At 71.6% G+C, this 18,623-nt stretch carries 17 protein-coding genes and 1 tRNA gene; 2 read left to right on the forward strand and 16 right to left on the reverse strand.

Annotated elements, in window-relative coordinates; translation table 11 throughout:
• Positions 1–80 precede the first annotated feature (80 nt).
• Genes AA0Z99_RS11810 through AA0Z99_RS11835 form a run of 6 tightly spaced genes read right to left on the reverse strand, consistent with a single transcriptional unit; the run spans position 81 to position 7,203 of the window.
• Positions 81–1,832, reverse strand: a complete 1,752-nt coding sequence (locus tag AA0Z99_RS11810; RefSeq protein ID WP_413317589.1) for a protein kinase domain-containing protein — start codon at positions 1,830–1,832, stop codon at positions 81–83.
• A complete protein-coding gene (locus tag AA0Z99_RS11815; protein ID WP_413317591.1) occupies positions 1,829–3,313 on the reverse strand; it encodes a peptidoglycan D,D-transpeptidase FtsI family protein in 1,485 nt (494 codons plus the stop codon). The genes AA0Z99_RS11810 and AA0Z99_RS11815 overlap by 4 nt, the downstream gene beginning before the upstream one ends.
• Positions 3,310–4,731: an FtsW/RodA/SpoVE family cell cycle protein gene (locus tag AA0Z99_RS11820; RefSeq protein ID WP_413317593.1), complete on the reverse strand. Its 1,422-nt coding sequence runs from the start codon at positions 4,729–4,731 to the stop codon at positions 3,310–3,312. Before AA0Z99_RS11820 ends, AA0Z99_RS11815 begins: the two co-directional genes overlap by 4 nt.
• Complete coding sequence (locus AA0Z99_RS11825) at positions 4,728–5,969, reverse strand: PP2C family protein-serine/threonine phosphatase (RefSeq protein ID WP_413317595.1); 1,242 nt, start codon at positions 5,967–5,969, stop codon at positions 4,728–4,730. Before AA0Z99_RS11825 ends, AA0Z99_RS11820 begins: the two co-directional genes overlap by 4 nt.
• A gap of 2 nt (positions 5,970–5,971) precedes the next feature.
• Positions 5,972–6,529 (reverse strand): FHA domain-containing protein, encoded by a 558-nt coding sequence (locus AA0Z99_RS11830; RefSeq protein WP_413317597.1) that lies wholly within the window; start codon positions 6,527–6,529, stop codon positions 5,972–5,974.
• Entirely contained in the window at positions 6,526–7,203 is a 678-nt protein-coding gene (locus AA0Z99_RS11835) for an FhaA domain-containing protein (RefSeq protein WP_413317599.1), read from the reverse strand. Before AA0Z99_RS11835 ends, AA0Z99_RS11830 begins: the two co-directional genes overlap by 4 nt.
• A gap of 94 nt (positions 7,204–7,297) precedes the next feature.
• On the opposite strand from AA0Z99_RS11835, the gene AA0Z99_RS11840 reads away from it, so the two are divergent.
• Positions 7,298–7,381: transfer RNA gene (locus tag AA0Z99_RS11840), tRNA-Leu, on the forward strand.
• Between the two features lie 96 nt (positions 7,382–7,477).
• On the opposite strand, the gene mgtE is transcribed toward AA0Z99_RS11840, so the two are convergent.
• The 3 genes from mgtE to AA0Z99_RS11855 form a co-directional block, all read right to left on the reverse strand.
• Positions 7,478–8,836 carry a magnesium transporter gene (gene mgtE / locus AA0Z99_RS11845; RefSeq protein WP_413317601.1) on the reverse strand — a complete coding sequence of 453 codons (1,359 nt, stop codon included), beginning with the start codon at positions 8,834–8,836 and terminating at the stop codon, positions 7,478–7,480.
• A gap of 61 nt (positions 8,837–8,897) precedes the next feature.
• Positions 8,898–9,992 carry a hypothetical protein gene (locus AA0Z99_RS11850; RefSeq protein ID WP_413317603.1) on the reverse strand — a complete coding sequence of 365 codons (1,095 nt, stop codon included), beginning with the start codon at positions 9,990–9,992 and terminating at the stop codon, positions 8,898–8,900.
• A gap of 8 nt (positions 9,993–10,000) precedes the next feature.
• The gene (locus AA0Z99_RS11855; protein ID WP_413317605.1) at positions 10,001–10,366 is read right to left on the reverse strand and encodes a PadR family transcriptional regulator; all 366 of its coding nucleotides are present in this window, start codon (positions 10,364–10,366) and stop codon (positions 10,001–10,003) included.
• A gap of 83 nt (positions 10,367–10,449) precedes the next feature.
• Here AA0Z99_RS11855 and AA0Z99_RS11860 point away from each other — a divergent pair, with 83 nt between their 5' ends.
• Positions 10,450–11,079, forward strand: coding sequence for a DUF6226 family protein (locus AA0Z99_RS11860; RefSeq protein ID WP_413317607.1), 630 nt, complete (start codon positions 10,450–10,452; stop codon positions 11,077–11,079).
• Between the two features lie 65 nt (positions 11,080–11,144).
• On the opposite strand, the gene AA0Z99_RS11865 is transcribed toward AA0Z99_RS11860, so the two are convergent.
• The 7 genes from AA0Z99_RS11865 to AA0Z99_RS11895 form a co-directional block, all read right to left on the reverse strand.
• Positions 11,145–12,317, reverse strand: a complete 1,173-nt coding sequence (locus tag AA0Z99_RS11865; RefSeq protein WP_413317609.1) for a zinc-dependent alcohol dehydrogenase — start codon at positions 12,315–12,317, stop codon at positions 11,145–11,147.
• 116 nt (positions 12,318–12,433) lie between these two features.
• Complete coding sequence (locus AA0Z99_RS11870) at positions 12,434–13,915, reverse strand: MFS transporter (RefSeq protein WP_413317611.1); 1,482 nt, start codon at positions 13,913–13,915, stop codon at positions 12,434–12,436.
• Between the two features lie 78 nt (positions 13,916–13,993).
• Entirely contained in the window at positions 13,994–15,262 is a 1,269-nt protein-coding gene (locus AA0Z99_RS11875; RefSeq protein WP_413317613.1) for a M20 family metallopeptidase, read from the reverse strand.
• 19 nt (positions 15,263–15,281) lie between these two features.
• A complete protein-coding gene (locus AA0Z99_RS11880) occupies positions 15,282–16,454 on the reverse strand; it encodes a M24 family metallopeptidase (RefSeq protein WP_413317615.1) in 1,173 nt (390 codons plus the stop codon).
• A gap of 104 nt (positions 16,455–16,558) precedes the next feature.
• On the reverse strand, positions 16,559–17,386 hold the full coding sequence (locus AA0Z99_RS11885) for a hypothetical protein (protein ID WP_413317617.1): 828 nt from the start codon (positions 17,384–17,386) through the stop codon (positions 16,559–16,561).
• A complete protein-coding gene (locus AA0Z99_RS11890; protein ID WP_413317619.1) occupies positions 17,383–18,132 on the reverse strand; it encodes an ABC transporter ATP-binding protein in 750 nt (249 codons plus the stop codon). Before AA0Z99_RS11890 ends, AA0Z99_RS11885 begins: the two co-directional genes overlap by 4 nt.
• On the reverse strand, positions 18,083–18,487 hold the full coding sequence (locus AA0Z99_RS11895) for a GntR family transcriptional regulator (protein WP_413317621.1): 405 nt from the start codon (positions 18,485–18,487) through the stop codon (positions 18,083–18,085). The genes AA0Z99_RS11890 and AA0Z99_RS11895 overlap by 50 nt, the downstream gene beginning before the upstream one ends.
• Between the last annotated feature and the right edge of the window lie 136 nt (positions 18,488–18,623).

Here is an 18,623-nt window from a genome sequence, read left to right on the forward strand (position 1 = left end):
TCTTCTCGTGCGCCCGCGCGGGGCTCGGGCCTGCTGCCCAGGCGTGCGCCCGGGTCGGTCGATTCTACGTCAACGACCGATCAGGGGCCCTCGGGGTCCTCCACCGGCGGGGTCTCGATCGGCTCCGTCGGTGCCGGCGTCGTCGGGTCCGGCGTCGGCTCGGGCGTCTCCTCCGGCTCCGTCGCCACCATCGTCAGCGACGGCGAGTAGCCGCTCGTGAGCGTCTCCCCGGCGGCGGTGTCGCAGCGGTAGGCGTAGGAGACCTCGTTGGGGCCGGCCGGCATCTGCGTGATCCGCAGCTCGGGCGCGGACTGCTGGAGCGTCTCCGGCGTGCCCGCCGCCCACTCGATCAGCACGTCGTAGCCCGCGAGCGTGTAGTCGGCCGGGCACGTCGCGGCATCCCAGACCACCGTGTACGGGGTGCCGGTGCTGAGCGCCTCCGGATCCTCGTCGCCCGACATCCGCGGCGCGGTCGTCGGGTCGTCGAGGACCGCGAGCGGGGCGTGGATGGTGCCGGTCACCGTGGAGCCGACGGGCACGGGCCCGGTCGGGTCGACGGCGTAGATGCGGGCCACGTCGTCAGGGCTCGTCGCGGGCTCGCCGGTGGTGACGCTCGCCACCAGGTCGAGCGCCTCGATCGCGTTGCGGAACTCGGTCTCGGTCAGCCCCTCGAAGTCGGCGAGGTCGATCGTGACCTCGCCCGGCTCCTCGGGCACCTGCGACGACTCCGTCGGCACCGGCTCCTCGCGCTGCCCGTTGATCAGCATCATCGCGATCGCCACGCCTGCCGCGACCAGCAGCAGGGCGAGGATCACGACGGGCCAGATCCACGGGTTCGTGCGACGGCGCTCCGCCACCTGGCGGGTGGCGGTCGTCGAGGGCACCGGCAGCGCCGCCGTCACGGGGGTCGACTGCGTCGTGATGACGCGCGTCGCCGCCTGCGTGGGCGAGTCGATGGTCGCGAAGGAGTCGGTCGAGGCGATGCCCGGCACGATCGCCGCGGCACCGGCGATGTCGCCGCGACGGAGCATGGTCGCGGCGCGCGAGAGGTGCGCGGCAGAGGTCGGCCGATCCGCCGGCGTCTTCGCGATGCACGAGAGCACCAGGTTGCGCACCGGCTCCGGCACCGAGCCCGGGAGGTCGGGCGGCGAGTCGTTGATGTGCGCCATGGCGATGGCCACCTGCGACTCGCCGGTGAACGGCCGCCGCCCCGCGAGCGCCTCGTAGGCGACGATGCCGAGCGAGTAGATGTCGGTCGACGGCGCGGCCTGCTGGCCCGAGGCCTGCTCGGGCGAGAGGTACTGCACCGTGCCCATCACCTGGCCGGTCGCCGTCAGCGGCACCTGGTCGGCGATGCGCGCGATGCCGAAGTCGGTGATCTTGACGCGGCCCTCTGGCGTGATCAGCAGGTTGCCGGGCTTGATGTCGCGGTGCACGAGCCCCGCCTGGTGCGCCGCGTGCAGCGCCGCGGAGGTCTGCGCGACGATGTCGAGCACCTTGTCGGCGGAGAGCGTGCGGTCGCGGTCGAGGATGGCGCTGAGCGGTTCTCCCGGCACGAGCTCCATCACCAGGAAGGCGCTGCCCTCCTCCTCGCCGTAGTCGAAGACGTTGGCGATGCCCTCGTGGTTCACGAGCGCGGCGTGCCGGGCCTCGGCGCGGAAGCGCTCCAGGAACCCCGGATCGCCCATGTACTCGTCCTTGAGGATCTTCAGCGCGACGGTGCGGCCGATGACCTGGTCGGTCGCCTGCCACACCTCGCCCATGCCGCCGATCGCGATGCGACTGGTCAGCTGGTATCGCCCACCGAAGGTGAGTCCGCTGGATGGTCTCATGAGTTCAGCACCGCCTCGATCACTGCTCTCCCGATTGGCGCGGCGATCACGTTTGAAGTATCACCGACGATGTTCTCATCTGGCACGACCACGACGGCGACCGCCACGCTCCTGTCGTCCAGTTCTCCGTACCCCGTGAACCACAGGTTGAAGGGGGCATCGGTCTCGACGTTGTTCTCGGCCGTGCCGGTCTTGCCTCCGACCACGACGCCGTCGATCTGCGCGTTCGAGGCCAGCCCCTCCTGCACGCCGAGCTCCATGGTCGCACGCATCTGGGCCGCGACATCCGCTGAGACGGGGTTGTCGAGGATGGTCGCCTCGGGCTCGGCGAGCACGTCGAGGTTCGGGGCGAGCACGCGGTCGATCATGGTGGGCCGCATCATCGTGCCGTCGTTCGCGATCGCCGCGGTCGTCATCGCGATCTGCAGCGGCGTCACGCGCACCTCGTACTGCCCGAACGACGTCAGCTGCAGCTGCGACGGCTCGAGGTCCGTCGGGTAGGTGCTGGGCGTGACGGGAACGGGGATCTCGAGGCCCTGGCCGTAGCCGAGGGCCGCCGCCTGGCGGGCGATGGCGTCCTCGCCGAGCTCCTCGCCGAGCTGCGCGAAGGGGATGTTGCAGGACAGGATGAACGCCGTCTCGAGGGTCACCGTCTCGCCGGGCCCGCACGTGGAGCGCGACGCGTTGCGGATCTCGCGCGTGGTGCCCGTGAGGGTGAGCGTCTCGGGGTTCTCGAACTCCGACTCCAGCGTGTAGCGCCCGGACTCGAGCGCCGCGGCGAGCACCACGACCTTGAAGACCGAGCCGGGGAAGTAGAGGTCGCCGGCGATCGTGCGGTTCTGCAGCGGGTCGGCGGGGTCGTTCGCGAGCTGGTCGTGCAGCTCCTGCACGGCGGCGGTGTTGTGGCTGGCGAAGGCGTTGGGGTCGAAGGTGGGGCTCGAGTACATCGCCAGCACGTCGCCGGACTCGGGGTCGAGCGCGACGACCGCGCCGTTCCTGCCGCCCAGCGCATCCGCCGCCGCCTGCTGCGCCTCGTGGTCGATCGTCAGCTCGACCGACGAGCCGGCGGCATCCTGCCCCGTGATCGTCGCGACGATCTGGTCGAGGAACTGGCTGTTCGCCGTGCCCGTCAGCTCGTCGTTCATGGCATCCTCGATGCCGCGGTTGCCCTGGCCGAGCGTGTTGTAGCCGGTGATGTGGGAGTAGAGCTCGCCCATGGGGTACTGCCGCTGCCACTCGTACTCGTCGTCGGAGGGCACCGACAGCGCCACCTGCACGCCGTCGACCACGATGGAGCCGCGCTCCACGGCGAAGGAGTCGTAGAGCGAGCGGGTGTTGCGATCGTCGGCGTGCAGCGCGTCGGCCTGCACCGCCTGGATCATGGTCGACGAGCCGAAGAGCCCGATGAACATCACCAGCAGCAGCGCGCTGACGCGCCGGATCGGGCGCCGCATGCTCTGATCGTTCGAGGCGTCGGTCATGCGAGCCCCCTTCCGCGCACCGAGTCGCTCAGCCTGAGCAGCAGCGCGACGATGAGCCAGTTGGCCAGCAGCGACGAGCCGCCGGCGGCGAGGAACGGCGTCGTCAGCCCCGTCAGGGGGATCAGGCGGGTCACGCCGCCGACGACGATGAAGACCTGGAGCGCGATCACGAACGCGAGGCCCACGCCCAGCAGCTTCGTGAAGTCATCCGGCCCCTGGAAGCCGATGCGCAGGCCGCGCGAGACGAGCACCAGGTAGAGGCCGAGGATGGCGAACATGCCCGTGAGGCCGAGCTCCTCGCCCAGCGACGGGATGATGTAGTCGCTGTTGGCGTACGGCGTCAGACCCGGGCGGCCGGCGCCGAGACCGGTGCCGAGCAGCTCGCCGTGCGCCATCCCGAAGACGCCCTGCACGATCTGGTACGAGCCGCCCGGCGCCAGGAACACGTCCTGGTCGAAGGCGTGCACCCAGGCGTGGATGCGTCGCTGCACGTAGCCGAGCGAGAAGTAGGCGGCGATCCCGCCGACGGCGACGAGCCCGACACCGATGAACATCCACGAGCGGCGCCCGGTCGCGACGTAGATCATGACGAGGAACAGGCCGAAGTAGAGCATCGCCGTGCCGAGGTCGCGCTGGAAGACGAGCACGAGCATGCACATGCCCCACACCACGAGGATCGGGCCCAGGTCGCGCAGCCGCGGGAAGCGGATCCCGAGGAAGCGCTTGCCGACCACCGAGAGCGAGTCGCGGGCCGTCATCAGGTAGCCGGCGAAGAAGATCGCCAACGCGATCTTCGCGAGCTCGCCCGGCTGGAAGGAGGCGAACCCGCCGACGCTGATCCAGACGGTGGCGCCGTTGATCGTGCGGCCGAGGCCGGGGATCAGCGGCAGCACGAGGAGGAGGAGCGCCACCGCCATGGCGACGTAGCGGTAGCGCGCCAGCACCCGGTGGTTGCGGATCACCACGATCGCCGCGATCGCGGTGACGAGCGCGAGCGCCGTCCAGACGATCTGGCGCATGGCCGCGGAATCCCAGCCCGTCAGCCCTTCGCCGATGTCGATCCGGTAGATCATCGCGATGCCGAGGCCGTTGAGCACGGTCGCCACCGGGAGGATGATCGCGTCGGCCTCGCGAGCGACGATCCGCAGCGCGATGTGCATCGCGAAGGTGAGGATGCCGAGACCTGCCGCCAGCTGCAGCGGGAAGATGTCGATGCGCTGCAGCGCGCCGAGCTGCACGAGCACCATGGCCGCGCCGCCGATCGCCCAGGCGATGAGCAGCAGGAACAGCTCGAGGTTGCGCAGCTTCGCGGGGTTGCGGATGCGCACCTTGATGGCCTCGGTGACGTCGCGCAGCTGCAGGCTGCCGGTCTGGAGGCTGGCGCCGGTGCGGTTCGTGGCAGCGGTGCGGTCGGTCATCGCGCCGGCTCCAATCGCTCGACGATCGCTCGGGCGGCCTCGAGCGAGGCCGCGGAGAGCGTCTCCTGCACGTTGCGCTGGTTGAAGGGGGAGAGGTCGTCGAGGGCGATGTCGGTCTCCTCGACCTCGGTCGCGAGCACGATCGGCCCGATCTGCTGCTGGATGCCCTGGTAGATCGCGACGTTGCCGGCCTCGTTCGCGCCGACGAAGTAGCGGTCCTGGGTCCAGTTGTAGAAGAACGCCGACACCACGACGACCGCGATGGCGGCGATGAGGGCCCCGAAGCTCCAGATCAGCCGTCGGTTGCGGCGCATGCGCCGCTGCTCGGCGAGCAGCTCGGCCAGGAACTCCTCGCTCTCGGGCTCGAAGTGCTCGAAGGCCGGCTGCATGCGCGACTGCCGCGGGTGCAGGATGAGCTGCCCGAGGCTCACCGAGGTGCGCTCGGGCTCGACGGCCTCGTAGCTGATGGGGGCCGCGGCAGAGCCGACCGTCGTCGGGGGGATCGACGACGAGTGGCGCTCGTCGATGTCGCACAGCACGACCGTCACGTTGTCGGGGGCGCCGCGCGAGAGCGACTCGTTGATCAGCCGCTGCACGGTGGAGGGGGTGTCCAGGCCCTGCGCGAGGATCGCGCGGATGCGCTCCTCGTCGACGTAGCTGGAGAGGCCGTCGGAGCAGACGAGCCAGCGGTCGCCGGGCAGCGTCTGCTCGACCGCCGTATCGATCTCGGGGTGCTGCTCGACGTTGCCGAGCACGCGCATCACCACGTTGCGGCGCGGGTGGTGCTCGGCCTCCTCGCGGGTGATGCGCCCGGCATCCACGAGCTTCTGCACGAACGTGTGGTCGGTGCTGATCTGCTCGAGCGCGCCCACCCGGTAGCGGTAGATGCGGCTGTCGCCGATGTGGGCGATGCCCACCCGGTCGCCGACCCGGATGATCCCGGAGCCGGTCGTGCCCATGCCCGAGAGCTCGGGGTGCTCGAGCATCGCCTGCTGCAGCGCGTCGTTGCCGTCGCGGAGGGCCGCAGCCAGGGTCTGGGCGGCCTCCTCGGCCGTCTCGTACTCCCTGTCGGCCTCGCGGGCCTTGCGGGTGACGATGGCGCTCGCGACGTCGCCGCCCGCGTGCCCGCCCATGCCGTCCGCGACGAAGTAGAGCCGGGCGCCGGCGTAGCCGGAATCCTGGTTCTCGGTGCGGATCCGGCCGACGTGGCTGATCGCTGCCGCGAGCGGAGCGCTCAAGCTCAGCGCCTCAGCTCGAACGTCGTCGTGCCGATGCGCACCGAGCTGCCCACGCGCACGGTCGTCGACTCGCTGATGCGCTTCCCCTCGACGAAGGTGCCGTTGGTCGAGCCGAGGTCCTGCACGACCCACTGGTCGCGCCAGCGCACGATCTTCGCGTGGTTGGTCGAGGTGTAGTCGTCCGTGATCTGCAGCCCGCTGCCCGAGGAGCGCCCGATCGTGAGGCCCGTCTCCGGCAGCTCGAGCTCGAGCCCGGCGCGGGGGCCGGAGGTGATGACGATGCGGCCGGCCTGCCCGCGATCAGCGCTGGGAACTGGGGAGGCGCTGCGCGGCCCCGCGCCCGACGGGGCGCGCGCTGTCGCCGTCGTGGGCGCATCCGCCGAGCCGCTCGGCTGCGGGACGGTCTCGCGCGTGCGCTGGTTCTCGACCGCCACCCGCTGGAGGGGCGTCAGGCGCGGCCCGAAGAGATCGCTGCGGAGCGAGTAGAGCACGATGAAGATGAACAGCCACAGGACGGCGAGGAAGCCGATCCTGATGATGATGAGGGTCAGCTCGCTCACGCTTGCTCCTTCGACTGCGCCAGCAGGCGGTAGACGATCCGCGTGGCGCCGATGTCGATGATCGAGTCGGGCTCGAGCAGCGCGCTCTTCAGCGCCCTGCCGTTGAGCGTGGTGCCGTTGGTGGAGCCGAGGTCGCTGACCTGGGCGCGCGTGCCGTCCCAGATGATCTCGGCGTGCTTGCGGGAGGCGCCGGCGTCGTCGACGGTGATGTCGGCGTCGGACCCGCGGCCGATGACGGTGCTGCCCTTGCGGAGCCGGTGGCGCTTGCCCTTGATGTCGACCACGGCCATCCAGACCACCTCGCCAGCCTCGCTGTCGGAGCGGATCTCCAGCATGCCGGTGGAGATGCCCTCGTCGGGTTCGAGGCCGAGGTCGATGGGGCCGGCGAACGAGTAGCCGGACTGCCGCGCGTGCGTCTGGAGCGTGCCCGTCAGCTCGTCGAGCAGGGTGTCGCCGAGGCGCCGCAGCTTCTGGAAGTCGGTGGGGGCGAGGCGCACCGTCAGGTGGTTCGGCACCAGGATGCGATCGCGGGAGACGACGCTGGCCTGGGTGTCGAGCTCGCGCTTGAGGGCGCTCGCGATCTCCACCGGCTCCACGCCGGAGCGGAACGTCTTCGCGAAGGCGCCGTTGACGGCCTTCTCGAGCCCACGCTCGATCGAGTCGAGGAATCCCATGTGTGTCGTCACCTCCCTTCAGCCGCCGTTAGCGTACCTGCCGCGCCTCAGAACCTGATATTCTCGTCGAGTTGCCCTGCGAACGCCGGGCTTCGCGCGAGTGGCGGAATTGGCAGACGCGCTGGCTTCAGGTGCCAGTGTCCGCAAGGACGTGGGGGTTCAAGTCCCCCCTCGCGCACGATTGGCCCCGGGCTCCACCCCGGGGCCTTTCGCTTGCCCCAGGGCGGCCACGGGCGGCCCAGGGGCCCGCGGCTGCCTGGATGCCCGGCGCGCCTCAGACGCCCAGCACCGCGCGGGCGATCAGGAAGTAGATCACCAGCCCGATCGCGTCGACGAAGGTCGTGATGAACGGGTTCGAGAACACCGCCGGGTCGACGCGCACCGCCCGTGCGAGCAGCGGCATCATGCCACCGACGGCCGCGGCGACCGTGCAGACCGCGAGCAGCGTCGCCCCGATGACGATGCCGATCGCCGACGAGTAGATGAGGCCGGTGGTCACGCCGCCCAGCAGGCCCAGCAGCAGCCCCAGCAGCACTCCCACGCGGATCTCGCGGGCCAGGACGAGCAGCAGATCCGCCGGTCGCACCTCATCGAGGGCGAGCGCGCGCGTGACGGTCGTCGCGGCCTGGTTGCCGGTGTTGCCGCCCGTGCCGATCAGCAGCGGCACGAACAGCGCGAGCACGGTCACCTGCTCGATCGTGTCCTCGAAGATCTCGAGCACCTGCACGGTGAGCGTCGCGCCGATCGCGAGCACCAGCAGCCACACGACGCGGGAGCGCACGATGCTGCGCACCGGCGTCGAGAGGTAGGGGCGCCGCAGCGGCTCGGCGCCGCCCTGCCGCGCGACGTCCTCGCTCTCGGCCTCGCCCAGGATCCGCACGGCGTCGTCGAGCGGCAGGATGCCGACCAGCCGCTGCTCGCTGTCGACGACGGGCAGGGCGAGCGCGCGGCGGTCGGCGCAGCGGCGGGCGGCATCCTCTGCCGTGTCGGTGACGGATGCCGTGGCCGTGTCGCGCATGAGGGCGCGCGCCTCGTCGGCGTCGTCTGCCGCGATCAGATCGGCCAGTCGCAGCATGCCGAGCGGTCGGCGCTGGTCGTCGACGACGGCGAGCGCGAGCGGCGACTCCCTGCCCACCGCGGCCGCCCGCAGGCGGGCGATGGCCTCGCGCGCGGTGGTGCCGGGGCGCACGGCGACGACGGCAGCGCTCATGCGCCGGCCGATCGAGCCGCGGGCGTAGCCGAGCACCTCTGCCGTGCGCTCCCGCTCGCTGCCGGAGAGCCCGCCGAGCAGTGGCTGCGCGACCTTCGCCGGCAGCTCGTCGAGCAGCTGTACGCGGTCGTCGGGATCCAGCTCGGCGAACACCGATGCGACATCCTCGTCCTGCAGCCCGCCCAGCAGGTCGCGCTGCAGGCTGACGGGCAGCGCCTCGAAGACCTCGAGCGCGAGCGGTCGGGGGAGCAGGCGGTAGACGACGGCGCCGCGCTCCGGCGAGAGCCGGCCGAGCAGCGCCACGAGATCGCCCGCGTCGAGCGGCTCGATCGCCGCCGCGATGGCCTCGAGGTCGTGGGGCTCGAGCTCGGCGATCGCGCGCGAGACGAGCGCGGCGGCCGGCACCTCGTTCGACTTGCTCACCGGGCAATCCTCTCGCACCGCCGGTGCTGAGGCGCTGCCTGAGCGTCGCGGGGCGCGATGCTCAGCGCTCGGCGGCGGCAGCGCCCGCGCCGTCGAGGGTGACGTGCCACGGGCCCGGTGGGATCGGGACGGATGCAGGGGGCAGGGGCGCGAGGTCGCGGTGCTGTCGCGTGGTGATCTCGAGCAGCACGCCGGCGATCAGCGGCAGGATCACGGCTGCACCCTGCGTGCCGTCGCTCGAGAAGGGCAACATGTTGGCGAGCGTCGTGGCGTGCACGAACGCTACAAAGATCCCGCCCAGCGCTCCTACCGTCGTTCGGACGAGGACGGCGCGTTCGGAGCGCGCCCACCGCGCTGCGACGGCGATGGAGATCGCGATCGGCACCAGCATCATCGCGATGAGCTGTCCCGCTGCTGCGAGCGGCGACGCTGGTCCGCCTGCGGCCGCGATGGTTGCCCAGGTGTCGGCGATCGGGAGCATGGCGGCCCAGCGAGCCGGAACCAGCACGACGACATCGAGCACCACCAGCAGGATGGCTGCCACGCCGATGGCCGTGCCCAGCACGAGTAGTCGCCGTCGGACCGGGGGGCGCAGGCAGTGCGTCAGCTCGGGCTTGGGCGGCTTGCTGCCCTCGATGCAGAGCATCAATCCGACGAGGCATGCCCCTCCACCGATGCCGACGAGGAACGACCACCATGGCAGCTCGCGCATGAGCAGCGGCAGCAGCAGCGAGCTCGCGATGAGCACGAGGCCGAGCAGCAGGAGTGGCATCGCGAAGCGACTGAGTCCGCCCACCATGCGGGAGGCGAGGTGGATCTGCGCCGCGCTGAGCACGACGTGCGTCAGCGCACCCAGGCCGAGAAGGATTGCGACGGGCATCACGCCCCACATCACCGATTGAAGCGCGAAGATCGTCAGGTACACGACGAGGGCGAGGTGCGCGCCGCCGGAGTCGATGCGCCTGCGCGCCTGCAGGATGGCGTGCGCGATGCTCGGCGCCTGCATGCGGTCGGCGGTGATCGCCGTGCGCACGGCCGCCCACGCGATGTCGCCGCGTCGCACGCCGGCCTCCTCGGCGTGCGCCAGGTCGTGCAGCCACTCCTCGCGGTAGCGATCGCGGATCGCCCACGGCAGCGAGGCTGCTGCGAGCTCCACGACGACCTTCACGCGATGCCGCCCGCTGCCGGCCGCGCCCGGCCGGCCTTCGCCGCGCTCGCGCGATCGATGGCCCTCGCGCTCGCGGCTGCGGCCCGCGCTCGTGCGGCGCGCACCGCATCCGCCGCCTGCTCGCGCGCATCGGGCGCGAGGCGGTAGAGCCGCCGCCGGGCGCCGGGTCGGGTGCCATCGGCCTCCCACTCGCTGAGCACCCACTCGTGCGACTCGAGGCGCTCGAGGATGGGGTAGACGCTGCCGGTCGGTCGCCCGGTGGCGCCAGCGATCGCGAGCCCCCACGTGGCCTCGTCGCGCTCGAGCAGGTGCGCGAGCACGTCGAGCGTCGCGGGGGTCATGCGTGACAGCGGTGTCGGCATGGCGCCACTCTACATATGTAGAGATAGCGCGGATAGCCCCGGCCCCGATTGCCGGTTCGGATGCGCTGCACCAGACTGCAGCCATGCCCGCGTACGTGCGCCCCGAGATCGCGATCCCCGACATCCGCGACGCCGATGGCCAGGCCGTGCCCTTCGGCGAGCGCTGGCAGCAGCCGCCCGAGGAGTCGTACTCGGTCGTCACGCATCCCGAGCGCTATGCGCCGCTGCACGAGGTCGCCGAGGCGCTCCTCGCGCACCTGGTCGCGAGCTACGACGTCGAGGTCGACGAGGGGCCAGCGATCGCCGCGGCGCTGCCCTACCCGCCCGAGGACGTGGTGCGTGCCGTGCGCGTGACGCCGCGCGACAGGGCCGCCGCGCCGCTGTCGCTCGTGCTGACCGGCTTCCCGGGCGTGATGGTGCTCGCTGGCGTGCTCCAGTTCGACGCGTTCCCCGTCTGCGGCTGCGATGCGTGCGACGACGACGTCGAGCGGGTCGTCGGCGAGCTCGAGGATCTCGTGCTCGCGGTCTCGCGCGGCTGGCTCAAGGAGACCGTGATGTCGCGCGGCGTGCACCACCGGGTGGAGTTCGCGTCGGGCTCGCGGTCCGGGACCGCGGATGCGGAGGGGCTGGGGGCCGAGCGGCTGCGGGCGGCGCAGAAGCGCCTGCGCGAGCTGCCGAACGGCTGGCAGGCGTGGCCGGTGCGGGTGGGGTGACGGGGGTCTCGTGACGCGTGCGCCTGCGGCGCGCGCTCCTCGACCTGCGGAGCGCGCCCGCGGCCTCAGGGCTGCAGCACGACCTTGATGCAGCCGTCCTCCTTCTTCTGGAAGGTCTCGTACATCTCGGGGGCACGGTCGAGGGGCACGCGATGCGTGACGAGATCCTGCGTGCCGAGCGGGTCGGCCGGATCCTCGACGAGCGGCAGCAGCGTGTCGCGCCACCGCTGCACGTTGCACTGCCCCATGCGGATCGTCAGCTGCTTGTCGAACAGCGTCATCATCGGGATCGGGTCGGCCGTGCCGACGTAGACGCCGCTCAGCGAGACCGTGCCGCCGCGGCGCACCGCGTCGAACGCCGTCATCAGCGCCGACAGCCGGTCGAGACCGCCGTGCTGCATCATCGGCTTCGACAGCACATCCGGCAGCATGCCGACCACGGCTTGGGCGGTCGCGGCACCGGGCGAGCCGTGCGCCTCCATGCCGACCGCGTCGACGATCGAGTCGGGGCCGCGCCCATCGGTGGCCTCGTGCAGCGCCTCGGTCGCGCCTGCCATGTCGAGCGTCTCGATGCCGTGGCGCTCGGCCATCGCCCGCCGCTCCGGCACAGGGTCGACCCCGATGACGCGGTGCCCGAGGTGCCGGCCGATCCGGGCGGCGAACTGCCCGACCGGGCCGAGCCCCAGCACGGCGAGCGTGCCGCCCTCGGGCACGTCGGCGTAGGCGACGCCCTGCCAGGCCGTCGGCAGGATGTCGCTGAGGAAGAGGTAGCGGTCGTCCGGGAGCTCCAGCCCGACCTTCGTCGCGTTGAAGTCGGCGAAGGGCACGCGCAGGCGCTCGGCCTGCCCGCCCGGCACCGAGCCGTAGAGCGAGGTGTAGCCGTAGAGGGCCGCGCCCGTGCCCTCCTCGCGGTTCTGCGTCGTCTCGCACTGCGTGGTGAGGCCTCGCGCGCACATGAAGCAGTCGCCGCAGGCGATCACGAAGGGGATCACGACGCGGTCGCCGGGCACCAACGACGTGACGGACGAGCCGACCTCCTCCACGACGCCCATCGTCTCGTGGCCGAGCACGTCGCCCTTGTCGAGGAACGGCCCGAAGAGCTCGTAGAGGTGCAGGTCGGAGCCGCAGATCGCGGTGGAGGTGACCCTGATGACCACGTCGGTCGGCTGCTCGATGCGCGGATCCGCCACCTCCTCGACGGTAACGGTGCGCTTGGACTGCCAGGTGAGTGCTCGCATGCGCCCGACGCTACGTGAATGGGGTACATCGCGGTACCCCGATCGCCTGTGAATCCCGTGATCGGAGAACGGATGCGGCCCCGCACGTCGGCGGGACCGCATCCGTCATGTGCGCGTCAGGCTGGGCCGCGACCGCCGCCCGTCGCAGGCAGGCGGCCGTCGACGAGCTCGTGGTTCGGGTCGTTGACCTTGCCGATCAGATCCTGCCCGATCGCCAGGCGATCCACGTCGTCGTCGCCCGGCACCACGTCGCCGCGCAGGCTGCGCCCCGCGGTCTCGTTGAAGGTCCAGATGGCGATGAGGCCGATGATGCCGGCGATCGTCATGTAGAAGCCGGGCACCAGGTTCGAGCCGGTCTCGCCGATCAGCCACTCGTTGATGAGGCCGGCAGGGCCGCCCAGCAGCGAGGTCGCGACGTTGTAGCCGAGCGCGAAGCCGGCGTAGCGCACCGTCGTCGGGAAGAGCGCCGGCAGCGTCGCCGAGATGTTGCACAGCAGCATGACGAGGAAGATGCCGAAGATCGACAGGCCCAGGATCTGCAGCAGCACGTTGCCGGTGGTGAGCAGCATGACCGCCGGGATCGAGAACACCGTGAAGCCGATCGCCGCCGTGAGCAGCACCGGCCGCCTGCCGACCCGGTCGGTGAGCGCGCCCAGCGGCACGATCACCGCCATCATCACGAGCTGCACGCCCACGAGCATCAGGCCAGACTGCGTCGCATCCATGTCGAGCGAGGTCGTCAGGAACGTCGGCATGTAGGTCAGCACGAGGTAGAACGCCGTGTTGATGAGCACGGTGATGCCCATGATCTTCAGCAGCTGCTTCGGCTGCTTCGTGACCAGGTCGCGCAGCACCTGCCACGCGCTCGTGCGGGTGTCCTGCTGCTTCGCCTCGGTGAACGTGTCGGAGTCGTGCAGGCGCGAGCGCATGAGCAGCGCGATGAGGCCGAGCGGCAGCGTGAGCAGGAACGGCAGGCGCCACCAGCCGGCCTCCATGCCCTCGGGCCCGACGATGAACTCGAGCGCCGTGACGAGGATCGCTGCCATCGAGAAGCCCAGCAGCGTGCCGAACTCGAGGAACGAGCCCCAGAAGCCGCGCCGGTCGTCGGGCGCGTGCTCGGCCATGTAGACCGCGGCGCCCGCGTACTCGCCGCCGGCCGAGAAGCCCTGGATGATGCGCAGCGAGAAGAGCAAGAGCGGTGCGAGCCAGCCCACCTGCTCGAAGGTCGGCAGGATGCCGATGCAGGCGGTCGCCACCGAGATCATGATGATCGTGAAGACGAGCACCTTCTGGCGGCCGATGCGGTCGCCGAGCGGGCCGAGCACGGCACCGCCGATGGGGCGGATCAGGAACGAGACGGCGAAGCCGAACAGCGCCCAGAGGGTGGAATCCTCGCTGCCGCCGAAGATCTGGCTCGACAGGTGCACGACGAGGTAGCCGTAGATGCCGTAGTCGAACCACTCGATGGCGTTGCCGGCCATGGCGCCCATGACGGACTTCTTGACGGTCTTGCGCTGGATCGGGGAGAGGTCGAGCTCTCTCGTGATGGGGGGAGGCTCGTGCGCGGGGGCGCCTCCTGCTGCGGTCTGCTCGGTCATGCCGTGTCCCTTCTGGTGCTGCCGTGGGGGTCGTGCTCGTCGTGCTTCCGGGTGCCGGTGCTGGGGTCGGTGCTGGGGTCAGTGCCGGTGGTCAGCGCTGGGAGCGGGCTCCGCGGAGCCGGGCTCCGCGGTGCCGGTGCCCGCTCGGTGCAGGTGCACAAGCATGCGAGTGTACGCGCGTGCGGCGACGGCGAGGTGTGCGATGCGCACCCGCTCGTCGGGTTGGTGGGCCTGCCCGGTGATGTCGCCGGGGCCCAGGATGATGGTCGGGCAGGCGTGGTGGCGGGCGATGAAGCCGCCCTCGCACGCCGCCGTCCACGCCTCGACCGGCGCCTCGGCGCCCTCGGCGCGCAGCGCCTCGACGGCGCTCGAGACCAGCGGATGCGCGGCGTCGGTCTCGAAGCCCGGCATCTCCATGAGCAGTCGCGCCGAAGCCTCGCACCCGACGCCCTCAGAGGCGGCCGCGATGCCCGCCTGGAGCTGCGCGAGCGCCTCGGCGCCCGTCTCGCCCGGCATCAGCCGGCGATCGACGAGCAGCGTGCAGCGGTCGGGCACGATCGACGTGCCGTGCCCGCCCTCGATGCGCCCGACGCTCCAGGTCGCCGAGCCGAGCAGGCCCGCGGCGCCCGCGCGCAGCCGCTCGTGGTCCTCCGCGATCCAGGTCGCGATGCGGGCCGCGGCGGTGATGGCGCTCGCGCCGTCCTCCGGCCTGCCGGCGTGGGCGGCGCGACCCGAGACCTCGACCTCCAGGTTGGCCGCACCGCGGCAGGCGACGACGACCGCCATGTCGGTCGGCTCGGCGACGATGCAGGCGAGGTAGTGCCCCGGCGGCTCGGCGATGTGCGCCTGGATGCCGGTCGCGAGATCCTCCTCGTCGACCGTCACCAGCAGCTCGAGCGGCAGCTCCGGGCGCACGCGGTGCACCGCCGCCATCGCCTGCAGCGCCGCGGCGATGCCGCCCTTCATGTCGGCCGCGCCCCGGCCGGTGAGCCAGCCGTCGGCGACGCGGGGGTTGAAGGGGTCGGCGCTCCAGCCCTCCCCGGCCGGCACGACGTCGCTGTGGCCGAGCAGCAGCACCGCCGGTCGCTCGGCGCTCGCATCCGGGCCGAAGCGGACGGAGAGGTTGGGTCGCTCCGGCGCCACGAGCGTGCGCCGCGTGCGGCCGCCGAGGCGCGACGCGATCGACTCGAGCACGCGCACGGTCACCAGCTCGGTGCCGCCCGGGTTCTCGCTCGCGGCGAGGATGAGCGATGAGGCGTCGGCGACGATCGTCGCATCCTCGATGAGCGCGAGCGCCCGCTCGAGGTCGCGATCGTCGCGACCCGACGCATGCGCCTGCTGCTCCACGCTCAGCCCCTCCCCACGATCAGGCCCGCACGATCAGCTCGCGCGGCGCCTCCGTCAGCACCTCGACCCCGTCCTGCGTGACGGCGAGCGACTCGCTCAGCTCGCAGCCGTAGCCCGACATCCACATGCCGGCGATGATGTGCAGGCACATGCCCGGCTCGATCACCGTCTGCTCGTCGCCGCGGATCGACACGGTGCGCTCGCCCCAGTCGGGCGGGTAGCCGATGCCGATCGAGTAGCCCAGGCGCGAGGGCTTCTCGATGCCCTCCTTGGCGATGTGCGCCTGCCAGGCGCCGTGCACCTCGGCGATCGTGCGGCCCGGCCGCAGACGGTCGATGACGAGCTGCAGCCCCTCGGCCGTGACGTCGGCGAGGCGGGCCAGGCGGTCGCTCGGGCGGCCGAGCACGAGCGTGCGCGCGAGCGGCGCGTGATAGCGCCGGTGGGCACCCGCGAGCTCGATCGAGACGGCCTCGGATGCGTCGAGGCGGCGGGCGCTGAAGGTCATGTGGGGCGTGTCGGCTGACTCGCCCGTCGGGAGCATCGGGACGATCGCCGGGTAGTCGCCCTCGGCGCCGTCGACGCCCGTCGCCTGCGCGAACTGGATGGCGGCGGCGATGTCGTTGAGGCGGGCGCCCGCCGCGACCGCGTCGATGCCCGCCCGCATGGCCGCCGAGGCGACTCGGCCGGCCCGGCGCATCAGCTCGAGCTCGGAGGGGCTCTTGATCAGGCGCACCCAGTTGACGAGGTCGTGCGCGTCGACGAGCTGCCACTGGGGCATGCCCTGCTGCAGCGCGAGGAACGAGCGCACGGAGAGGAAGTGCGCCTCGCCCTCGTAGCCGATGCGGCCGCGACCGCCGAAGCCGTGGGAGCGCAGCTGCTCCGCCGCCCAGTCGAAGGGGTGCACGTCCCGCTGGTGCACGAGCGACTCGGGGTAGCCGAGGATGCGCTCGCGCGGCGTCTCGACGGCCGTGCGGTGGGCGCCGCCGGCATCCATGTCGCGCATGATCAGGAGCGGTTCGCCCGCGAGCGGCACGAAGAGCAGCTGCGGCATGTAGAACGACCAGGCGTCGTAGCCCGTGAGGTAGTGCAGGTTGGCCGGGTCGACGACCACCAGCCCGTCGAGGCCCGCGGCGGCCATGCGCTCGCGCGTGCGGGTGAGCCGCGCTGCGTACTCGTCGGGGCTCGGGCGCACGGGGCCTCCTCGTTCTGCTTGGCGCAACCCTATGCCAGCGCTGGGCCGGTGCGCGCCCAGCGGACGCGCACCGGCCCAGCGGGCGACCGGCTCGCTGGCGCGGCTCAGGCCAGCGACACCTTGTGATCCCACGAGCGCACGGAGGCCCAGATCAGCACCGGGATCGCTGCGAGGATCGCCGGCACGAAGCCGATCGGCATGAGCTGCAGCTGCGTGTCGTGCACCATCGCGCCGATGAGGTCGACGGGGACGACGCCGACGCCGCCGCTGCCGTCGGCACCGATGCCGAAGGGGACGGCGAGCACGAGCACGAACATGAGTGCCTGCGCGGCGGCGTAGAGCGCGAACCAGACCAGCACCGGGCCGCCCCAGCCGAGTCGCTGGAGCCAGCGCTCCGAGCCGATCGTCGCCGCCGCGAACAGCAGCACCGTGTTGAAGGCGTAGAGCGCGACGAGCAGCAGCGGCGCGCCCAGCCCGACCAGCCAGGGCGATGCCTCGAACGCTGCGGCGAGCGTCTCGCCCACCTGCGCCACCATCTGCGCGGCGGTCAGGCCGAAGAGGCTGCCGGCGGATGCGAGCATCACGACGAAGCCGAGCACCAGCGTCGCCACGAGGGCGAGCAGCAGCACGGCGGCGGCCCAGACCAGCTTCGCCGCGTAGATGCGGGAGCCTCGCACCGGCAGCGTCTGCGTGAAGTAGCCGATGCGGCCGAAGCCGCTGCGCCAGAAGTCGACGGCGTGCGCGAGCTGGATCGCGGGCACGAGCCCGAGCGCCCCGACGAAGCCGATCACGGTGCCGAAGGTGGCGATCACGGGCCATCCGGTCATCGCCATGAGCGATCCGAGACCGGCGAGACCGGTCGCGGCGGCGGCGATCACCAGCAGGAAGCCGCGGGTGCGGATCGCCTCGTGCCTGAGGAGCGTGCCGATCATCGGTAGACCTCCCGGAAGAGCTGGTCGATGGATCGCCCGTGCTCGGCGCGCAGGTCGTCGACCTGGCCCTGCAGCACCGCTCGGCCGCGACGCATCATGACGACGCCGTCGAGGATGGGCTCCAGGTCGTGGATGAGGTGGGTGGAGATCACGAGCAGCGACTCCTCGGAGAGGTTCCGGAGCACGCCCTGGAGGATCACGTCGCGAGCGGCGGGATCGATGCCGGAGATGGGCTCGTCGAGGAGGTAGACGCGAGCCCGGCGCGACATGGCGAGGGCGATCTGCACCTTCTCGCGCATCCCCTTCGACATCTCGCGCAGCCGCATCGCGGCATCCAGCCCGAAGAAGCCGAGGAGGTCGAGCGCCCGCTCGGGCTCGAAGTCCGCGAAGCAGTCGTCGTAGAGCCGGATGCACTCCGTCACGCGAGCGCTGTCGGCGAGGAAGGAGGCGTCGGGCAGGAAGGAGACGCGCGCCTTCGACTCGGGGCCCGGCTCGTGCCCGGCGATGCGCACCTCGCCGTCGTAGTCGGCGAGCACGCCCGCGAGCACCTTGAGGAGGCTGGTCTTGCCGCAGCCGTTCTCGCCGAGGAGCCCGACCACCTGGCCGTAGGGCAGCTGGAGGTCGAGCCCGTCGAGGGCCATGGTCGAGCCGTAGGACTTCGTGAGCCCTCGGATGCTGATCGCGTCGGTCACGGTGTCAGCGCGCGGTCTCGGCTGCTGCTCCGGCAGCGTCGTCGGTGCGGTCATGGTGGTCCCATCTCTCTGCCAGCAGCGCTTGGGCGTCGACCAGGCTGAGCCCGACCCCCTCGGCGCGGCGTGCGTAGGTGTCGGCGGCGTCGGCGACGAGCTGTCGCCGGAGGCCGCTGATCGCTGCGGTGTCGTCGGCCACGAAGCGGCCGCTGGTGCGCTCGGAGCGCAGGAGCCCGTCGCGCTCGAGCTCGCTGCACGCGCGCTGCACGGTGTTCGGGTTCACCTGCAGCTCTGCGGCCAGCTCGCGGACCGCAGGGATGCGCGAGCCCGCCGGCCACTCGTCGGCGACGATGCGACGAGCGAACTCGTCGACGAGCTGCAGCCAGATCGGCCGGGTGCTGTCGAACTGCATCGCGTCTGCTCCTCGTTGTACTACGTGATTAGTACAATAAGACATGGGACGTCGACGTGCAAGCGCGGGAGGACGAGGGGCCGCCCGAGCGGCAGGGTCGCGAGACGAGAAGGAGCGATGCGGACTGGCTCAAGGG

It is taken from the genome of Agrococcus phoenicis (genome assembly GCF_047302415.1).
In the GTDB taxonomy this organism is placed as follows: Bacteria; Actinomycetota; Actinomycetes; order Actinomycetales; family Microbacteriaceae; genus Agrococcus.